The sequence below is a fragment of the Methylobacterium sp. 13MFTsu3.1M2 genome (assembly GCF_900112625.1).
GTDB lineage: Bacteria > Pseudomonadota > Alphaproteobacteria > Rhizobiales > Beijerinckiaceae > Methylobacterium.
Genome location: NZ_FOMM01000057.1, coordinates 1 through 8250 on the forward strand (window position 1 = coordinate 1; position 8250 = coordinate 8250).

Below are 8250 nucleotides of genomic sequence, written 5' to 3' on the forward strand. Positions count from 1 at the left end.
CCCCGAAGGGCCCGCTCGACTTGCATGTGTTAAGCCTGCCGCCAGCGTTCGCTCTGAGCCAGGATCAAACTCTCACGTTGAAGAGATTGATCTGGCCGATCACGTGTATTCTCAGACGGAGCCTCACATCGACCAAGTGCCAGACGCTTCACAGCGCCAGAACACCCGTCGGTGAGCTCAGAAAGAAGAACAACAGATCGGCACAAGTCTACTCACGCCAGGTCTCTCGACCTAGCCGCAAGGACAAACGCCGCCCGCGTCTCCCTTCCTCATTCCAACTTGTCAAAGAGCGCCTCAGTCGCCCGAGGCTCATCAGAGGCAAACAGAAGACCGCCCGGCAATCCCGCCGGCCAATCCCGCCGCTTGTCAGAAGATGGCTCAGCGCCCGGTCCACTTCCGCGGCCGGCGCCGATGAGCCGGGGTATAGAGCCGCCAATCCGGGCCGTCAACACCCTTTTTGCCGGCCGGCGCGGCGAACCACCCGTAAGCCTGGCGTTGGATGATCGCGGTCTTTCCCGCGCCGGGGCTGGCGCTCGGGAGCAGCACGCCTCAATCTCGACACGCTGGGTCGTGAGATGAGATTGCCGGGCGCGGATGTCGCCTCCGGTATGGTCGAGCCCGGCCTCAGCGCCGCGGATCCCGCGGGAACACCCGTTCGCCATCGTCTTCTCAGGGCCTTCGAGTGAAGCGCGAGCGACTCAAGATCGGCGACGTGGCCGCCCTCCCCCCGGCACGCGGGGTGCACGAGCCTCTCGACCATCTCGGCGCGACCGCGACGCAGATCGACCGACGCGCCGTCAACCTCCGCTGGCTCTGCGCCAGCAGCCTCACCGGCCTGACCGGCGCCGGTCTGATCGCTGCGGCGCTCCACGTGTCCCTCCAGGGCGACGTCTCCTTCGCGGCCATTCCCGAGAAGGCGGCGATCATGCCCCGCCCCCAGCCGAGCGAGAGCGGTGCCAACATCGCCCGCAAGGGCGACCGGCTGGTGCGCAACCTCATGATCGCCTCGGCCAAGCAGAGCTTCAAGGCGCCGGTCACGGTCCGCCTCGGCGACCGCGAGATCATCAAGGCCAAGGCCTTCGTGCGGCTGACGACGCCCCTGTCGATGACGACGGGCGTCTACGCCGCCGAGCCGCCCCGCTTCGACCCCATGAAGTTCGTCTCCGACGAGCCACTGGAGCGCGCGCCCGATGCGTCCGCCGACGCCCCCAGCGCCGAGGTCACCGTGGTCAAGCGCGAACTCGCCGACGCTGCCGTCGACGCCAACGCGCCCGCCCTCAGCGACGACGACGTCACCGCGCAGGTCGAGGAGGAGCGCCGCATCGCCGCCGAGGCAGGGCGCCGCGCCGCCATCCCGATCGCCCCGCAGATCATGCTGTCGCGGACGCTCCAGCAGGGCGCGGCCGGCGACGGCGACGGCGCGGTGCCGAAGGACGCGAACCCGTTCAAGTCCATCGAGGTGCTGGTCGTCCCGGAGAACGTCACGAAGGTCGCGAAGGTTGAGCTGAAGGCCAACGAGGCGCCGCTCGTGGAGGAGCGCGATCTCGCGCTGAAGCGCGGCGAGACACTGGAGACCACGCTCAAGGCCACCGGCCTCGCGAGCGACGATGCCGTTCGCGGCATCGTCGCCGCGCTCGGGGGCAAGACCCGCACCGCTGCCCTCAACGAGGGGCAGCCGATGCGCGTCCAGGTCGCCCCCGGGCCCCGTCCCGGCGATCCCCGCCAGGTGACGCGCGTGGTGCTGTACGGCGAGAACGGCATCGAGGGCATCGCGGCCCTGAACGACCGCGGCGCCTTCGTGTCGGTGGCGCCCCCCGCCGAGGAGGCCCCCTCCCCCAAGGGACAGCCTCAGGCGGAGGCCGGCGAGGACGAGGACGAGGATTCCGGCTCCGGGCCGCGCCTGTACCAGAGCCTCTACGAGACGGCCGCGCGCCACGACCTGCCGCGAGCCACGGTCGAGGATATCGTCCGCGTCTTCAGCTACGACCTCGACTTCCAGCGCCGCATCGGCAGCGGTGACGGGCTCGACGTCTTCTACAGCACCGACGACGAGGCCAGCGCCGATCGTCCGGACCTGCTCTACGCGGCGCTGACGCTCGGCGGAGAGACCCGCAAGGTCTACCGCTTCCAGTCGCCGGACGACGGTACGATCGACTACCTCGACGAGCAGGGCCGGTCGCTGAAGAAGTTCCTGTTGCGCAAGCCCATCGCGGACGGGATCATGCGCTCCGGCTTCGGTTACCGCCGCCACCCGGTGCTGGGCTACGCCAAGCTGCATACGGGCGTCGATTGGTCGAACCCGATCGGCACGCCGATCATGGCGGCCGGCAACGGCGTGGTGATCCGCGCGGAGATGACCTCGGGCTACGGCAACCGGGTCGAGCTGCAGCACGTCAACGGCTACGTGACGACCTACAACCACATGTCGCGGTTCGGCCGCGGTATCCGCGAGGGCGTCAAGGTCCGGCAGGGCCAGATCGTCGGCTATGTCGGCTCGACCGGCCTGTCGACCGGCGCTCACCTCCACTACGAGGTGATCATCAACGGCCACTTCGTCGACCCGATGAAGATCCGCGTCCCCCGCGGCCGGGAACTCGACGGGCGCCTGCTCGCCGACTTCAAGCGCCAGCGCGAGCAGATCGACGCCACCATGCAGAAGTCGAAGAGCGCGACCGCCCTCGCCCAGCGCGACGCGGCGGTCCGCTGAGAGAGCGCGCTGCCGTTCAGGCGAAGCCGAGCCGGGCGCGGACAGCCTCGGGCGTCGCGCCGGCCTGCCGGAGATCGGCGAGGGATCGCGAGCCGCGCGACTTGGCCAGCTTCTCGCCCCCGGTATCGAGCAGCAGCGCGTGGTGGCGGTAGCGCGGGACCGGCAGGCCGAGCAGGGCCTGCAGGAGCACGTGCAGGTCGGTGGCCGCCTCGAGGTCGCGGCCCCGCACCACGTGGGTGATCCCCTCCGCCGCGTCGTCGTGGACCACGGCGAGGTGGTAGCTCGTCGGCACGTCGCGCCGGGCGATCACCGCGTCCCCCCAGCGTGCCGGATCCGCCGCGACCCGGTGCGCGCCGGCCGTGTCGAAGGCGACGTAGCCGTGGGTCGGGCCGGCGCGGCGCAGGGCGGCCGTCATGTCGAGCCGCCAGGTATGCGGGTCGCCGCGGGCGATCCGGTCCGCGGCCGCCGCCCGGTCCAAGTGGCGGCAGGTGCCGGGATAGAGCGGCACGCCGTCCGGATCGCGGGGGCCGTCGCCGCCGGAAGCGACGCGCGCCCGGATCTGGCCGCGTGAGCAGAAGCACGGATAGGCGAGCCCGCTCGCGATCAGCCCGTCGAGGGCGGTCCGGTAGGCCGCCATGTGCCGGGACTGGCGCCGCACCGGTTCGGGATAGGTCAGCCCGAGCCAGGCGAGGTCGGTGACGATCCCGTCGACGAAGTCCGGCTTCGAGCGCGCGGGATCGATGTCCTCGATCCGCAGGCGGCAGACGCCCCCCATCCGGGCGGCGAGGTCCGCGTTGAGCAGCGCCGAGTAGGCGTGGCCGAGGTGCAGCCGCCCGTTCGGGCTCGGCGCGAAGCGCAACACCGGCGCCGCGGCGGTCACGGACCGGTCCGGCAGATCACCCGTCCCGGCGGTGCAGGCACTGCGGCGCGCCGGGCTGGCAGGCGATCCCGGGCAGCGAGCAGGCCGGTCCCTCCGCCAAGCGGCGGCAGACCTTGCAGCCGTCGGTCCACTCGAGGCAGGCCGGATCGTCGGCCGCCGACACAGCCGGCGACGCGTGCCGCGCCGGCGCCAGGGCGCCGATGAGCACGGTGGCGATCACGAGGACCGCGATGCCCCAGGCGGCAAGCGCGCCGCTCGACGAGCGCGGTGCGGGCGACGGAGGGCTGACGGTCGACATGGGCCTCCTGTTGGCGCGGGACCCGCCCGCCTGTCAACGCGCGCTCAGGCGGCCCGCGCGGATCGGCGCTCCAGCAGCGGCGGGAGCAGCTTCAGATTCAGCGGCTTGGCCAGGAACCCGTCGAAGCCGGCCGCCCGGGCGGCGACCTCGTCCTCCCGGCCGGCATTCGCGGTCAGCGCGACGAGGTGGAGGCGGTCCGCGCCGCACGCTTCGGCGGTGCGGATCCGCCGGGCGGTCTCGTGCCCGTCGAGGCGGGGCATCCGCACGTCGATCAGCGCGAGGTCGAAGGGGCCGTCCGTCTCCAGCCGCGCGAGGGCCTCGAGGCCGTCGACGGCGTGGATCACCGTGGCGCCGAGGCGCTCCAGGGCCCGGGTCGCCAGCAGGGCGTTGATCGGGTTGTCCTCGGCCAGCAGGATCCGCAGGCTGGAGCCGACGCGCGCCGGCTCCGCCGCCGGCGCGGCCGCGGCCTCGATCGGGCCCGTCGACGCGAGCAGGCGCTCGAACAGGGAGCGCGGCCGGACCGGCTTGATCAGGTAGCCGTCGAAGCCCGCCGCGCCGGGGGACCCGAAGCCGCGCCGGTCGAACGGCGAGAGGAGCACGAGGCTGGTGCGGACCCCGCAGGCGCGGGCCGCGTCGGCGATCTGGCGCACCGCCGCGTCGCCCAGTGCCCGGTCGGCCAGCACCGCGTCGAAGGCCGCGCCCGACAGGGCGTCGAGGCCCGATTCCAGGCTGTCGACGATCACGGTGGCGGCCCCGGCCCGGGACAGGCTGCGGGCGAGGTACGGGGCCTGGAACGGCGAGTCGGCGACGATCAGGCAGCGCCGCGGGGCGAGCGTCGGCAGCGGCGCGCGCCCGCCATCCTCGGCCGCCGCGACCTCGGCGAGCGGCAGTAGGACCCGGAAGGTCGAGCCCCGGCCGAGGCGCGAATCCGCCTCGATCCGCCCGCCCATGCGGGTCACGAGCCGCCGCGTGATGGCGAGGCCCAGCCCCGTGCCCTCGTGGCTGCGGCTCGCGCTGCCGTCGCCCTGCTCGAACTCCTCGAACAGGATCGGCAGCCGCTCCTCCGGGATCCCCGGGCCGGTATCCGCCACGGCGAGCACGACCTCGCCGCCGGTCCCGGCCCGCGCGAAGCTCAGGCTGACGCCGACGCCGCCGCGCTCGGTGAACTTGATGGCGTTGCCGGCGAGGTTGATCAGGATCTGCCGCACCCGGTCGGCGTCGCCCAGGATCGCGGCCGGGAAGTCCTCGGCCACGTCGAGGGCGATCTCGATGCCCTTGTCCTGGGCGCGGGGCGCCAGCAGCTCGACGACCCCCTCGGAGAGGGCCGGCAGGTCGAAAGGCTCGGCCGCGAGGTCGAGGCGCCCGGCCTCGATCCGCGAGAAGTCGAGGACCCCGTCGATCAGGCCGAGCAGCGCCTGGCCGCTGGTGCGCACCGCCTCCACGTAGGTGCGCTGCTCGGGGTTCAACGCGGTCCCGAGCACGAGGTCGGCCATGCCCAGGATGCCGTTGAGCGGCGTCCGCATCTCGTGGCTCACGGTCGCCAGGAAGCGGGATTTGGCGACGCTCGCCGCCTCGGCGCGCTCCAGGGCCGCGTCGCGGCTGCGGATCGCCTCGACCCGCGCGGTCACGTCCCGGCCCGCGCGCAGCCAGTGCGTCGCGTCGCCGTGCGCCACCGGCATCTCCACGAAGGCGAACCAGCGCGCCCGCCCGTCCGCCGTCCGGACCTGCGCCTCCAGGCGGCGGACCCCGTCCGGCCCGATCTCCACGGCGTTCCGGTCGAGGATCTCGAGATCGTCCTGGGAGCCGATCAGCGCGATCGGCTCGCGGCCGAGGAGGCGGGCGAAATCCTCGTTGGCGTAGGTGATGCGCCCGCGGGCATCCCGCTGGACGATGATCTCGGTGGTGGCGGCCACCAGGGCGCGGTAGCGGTCCTCGCTCTCGCTGATCCGCCAGAGGCGGTCCTGCAGCCGCTCGGCCTCGCGCTCGGCGCGCCGCGTTCCGAGCCGGCGCCAGAGGCCGAAGGCCAGTGCGGCCGCGGTCAGGAGCGCCAGGACAGGCGCCAGCGTGTCGATCATTCCGGCCTCCCCGGCATCGGGCCGGTCCGCCGCAGGATCGCAGCCGAAGCTGAAGGCGGCGTTGGGAAAGGCCCTTAACCGCCGGTTGCGGACTTCGCGGAGTCCGCGGCGGAATCCGCGGCGGAGTCCGCGACGCGGCGCGGGATCAACGGTACCGTGCGGTGATCCGAGAAGCGGCTCGCGAGTTGCCTGCCAGGACGCAGGTCCGGACGGAGACGGTACATGCCCGGTGAGCACTACGACGTCATCATTGTCGGGTCCGGTCCCGGCGGCGGCACGATGGCGTGGCGCCTCGCCCAGACCGGCAAGCGCATCCTGCTGATCGAGCGCGGCGACTACCTGCTGCGCGAGCCGCGGAACTGGGACAGTCAGGCGGTGATCGTCGACGGCTACTACCAGGCCAAGGAGACGTGGTACTCCTCCGACGGCAAGAGCTTCCACCCCGGCCTGCACTACTACGTCGGCGGAAACTCGAAGTTCTACGGCTCGATCCTCTTCCGCCTCCGCGAGAGGGACTTCGCCGAGATCCGCCACCAGGACGGCGTCGCGCCGGCCTGGCCGGTCGGGTACGACGTCTTCGAGCCGTACTACCAGGCGGCCGAGGAGCTGTTCCACGTTCACGGCCTGCGCGGCGAGGACCCGACCGAGCCCTGGTCGACCAAGCCCTACGCCCATCCGCCGGTGGCGCACGAGCCGCGGATCCAGGAGCTGTTCGACAACCTGAAACGGGCGGGCCACCACCCGTTCCACCTGCCGGTGGGCGTGCGGCTGGTGGAGAAGGACGGCCGCGCGGTGCCGACCTCGCCCTGCATCAAGTGCGAGTCGTTCGACGGCTTCCCCTGCCCCACCAACGGCAAGTCCGACGCGCAGACCATGGTGGTCGACCCCGCCCTGCGCGACTGCCCGAACCTGACGCTGCTCACCCGCACCTACGTCGAGCGCCTCGTCACCGACGCCTCCGGCCGCACCGTCACGGGCGTCGTCGGGAACCGCGACGGCGCGCCGTTCGAGGCCTCGGCCGACATCGTGGTGGTGGCCTGCGGCGCCCTCTCCTCGGCGCTGCTGCTGCTGCGCTCGGCCAGCGACCGCCACCCGAACGGCCTCGCCAACGGGTCGGATCAGGTCGGGCGCAACTACATGCGCCACAACAACTCGACGGTGCTGGCGATCTCGAAGGTCCCGAACCCGACCCGGTTCCAGAAGACGCTCGGCCTCAACGACTTCTACTTCGGCGATCCGGACCCGAAGGACGGCTGGGACTTCCCTCTCGGCCACATCCAGATGGTCGGCAAGTCGGACGGCGCCCAGATCCACGGCGAGGGCCTGCCGGGCTTCCTGCAATGGTTCCCCGACAAGCCGTTCGACTGGATCGCCAAGCACTCCGTCGACTTCTGGCTGACCTCCGAGGACGTGCCGCTGCCGCAGAACCGCATCTTCTACAAGGACGGCAGGGTCCATCTCGACCTCACCGAGACGAACGTCGAGGCGCACAAGCGGCTCCGGCACAAGCTGCGCGAGATCTGCAGCTTCACCGACATCCACCCGCACCTGTTCGACCGCTCGCTCTACCTGGGCAAGAACGTCCCGATCGGCGGGACGGCCCACCAGGCGGGGACCCTGCGGTTCGGCGCGGATCCGAGGACGTCGGTGCTCGACACCAACTGCAAGGCGCACGAGCTGGACAACCTCTACGTGACCGACGCCAGCTTCTTCCCGTCGATCGGCGCCGTGAACCCGACGCTGACCATCATCGCCAACGCCCTGCGGGTCGCCGACCATCTCGTCGCCCGGATGGGCGCCCGGGACGCGATCGCGCCGCCCCGGCTCTTCGACCACACCGAGCCGCGCGAGCCGCTGCCGGCCTGAGGACCGGCGGGGCGCGAACCATCGCTCTCCCCTGCTCGTCCCGAGGTGCCGGCACCGGACACGCGTGATCGTCCCCGCGCGCCGACTGGCGCCGGGGGCATGGCCCGGGAGGCGAGCACGAGGGACGCGGGACGCCGCGGGAACCCAGGTGTCGGCCAAGTACGCGCGGGATCCGATCCCCGCGGCGCCCCGCGGCATCGGCCGGGCATGGTCCCCGGCCGGTGCCGTCTGTCTCGTCGCGGCGTCTCCGACGTCCCGGTCCTGCGACTCCCCGTTAGCGGTCTCTGTCGAGGTGCAGGCACGCCGTACTCGCACGCCGTGCCCGCACCTCCGGAACCCGCATCGGCGCCGTGGCCTTCCAGCCGTCCCCCGCCTCGTAGTGGGCGGGTCCGCAGGTCGCTCAGGGTCGGCCCAGAGGCGGGTC

At 72.2% G+C, this 8250-nt stretch carries 5 protein-coding genes and 1 rRNA gene; 2 read left to right on the top strand and 4 right to left on the bottom strand.

All coding sequences use genetic code 11. The features are described from left to right. A 16S ribosomal RNA gene (locus BM314_RS29605) occupies window positions 1–80 on the bottom strand; the annotation flags it as partial. 602 nt (window positions 81–682) lie between these two features. On the opposite strand from BM314_RS29605, the gene BM314_RS29610 reads away from it, so the two are divergent. Then, window positions 683–2707, top strand: a complete 2025-nt coding sequence (locus tag BM314_RS29610) for a M23 family metallopeptidase (RefSeq protein WP_091927400.1) — start codon at window positions 683–685, stop codon at window positions 2705–2707. Window positions 2708–2723: 16 nt separating this feature from the next. On the opposite strand, the gene gluQRS is transcribed toward BM314_RS29610, so the two are convergent. Genes gluQRS through BM314_RS29625 form a run of 3 tightly spaced genes read right to left on the bottom strand, consistent with a single transcriptional unit; the run spans window position 2724 to window position 5960 of the window. After that, window positions 2724–3587 carry a tRNA glutamyl-Q(34) synthetase GluQRS gene (gluQRS, locus tag BM314_RS29615; protein WP_091982114.1) on the bottom strand — a complete coding sequence of 288 codons (864 nt, stop codon included), beginning with the start codon at window positions 3585–3587 and terminating at the stop codon, window positions 2724–2726. Between the two features lie 16 nt (window positions 3588–3603). Next, a complete protein-coding gene (locus BM314_RS29620; protein ID WP_020095079.1) occupies window positions 3604–3885 on the bottom strand; it encodes a hypothetical protein in 282 nt (93 codons plus the stop codon). A gap of 44 nt (window positions 3886–3929) precedes the next feature. Continuing rightward, the gene (locus BM314_RS29625) at window positions 3930–5960 is read right to left on the bottom strand and encodes an ATP-binding protein (RefSeq protein ID WP_020095078.1); all 2031 of its coding nucleotides are present in this window, start codon (window positions 5958–5960) and stop codon (window positions 3930–3932) included. A gap of 222 nt (window positions 5961–6182) precedes the next feature. On the opposite strand from BM314_RS29625, the gene BM314_RS29630 reads away from it, so the two are divergent. Further along, window positions 6183–7826: an FAD-dependent oxidoreductase gene (locus BM314_RS29630; protein ID WP_091982118.1), complete on the top strand. Its 1644-nt coding sequence runs from the start codon at window positions 6183–6185 to the stop codon at window positions 7824–7826. Window positions 7827–8250 lie beyond the last annotated feature (424 nt).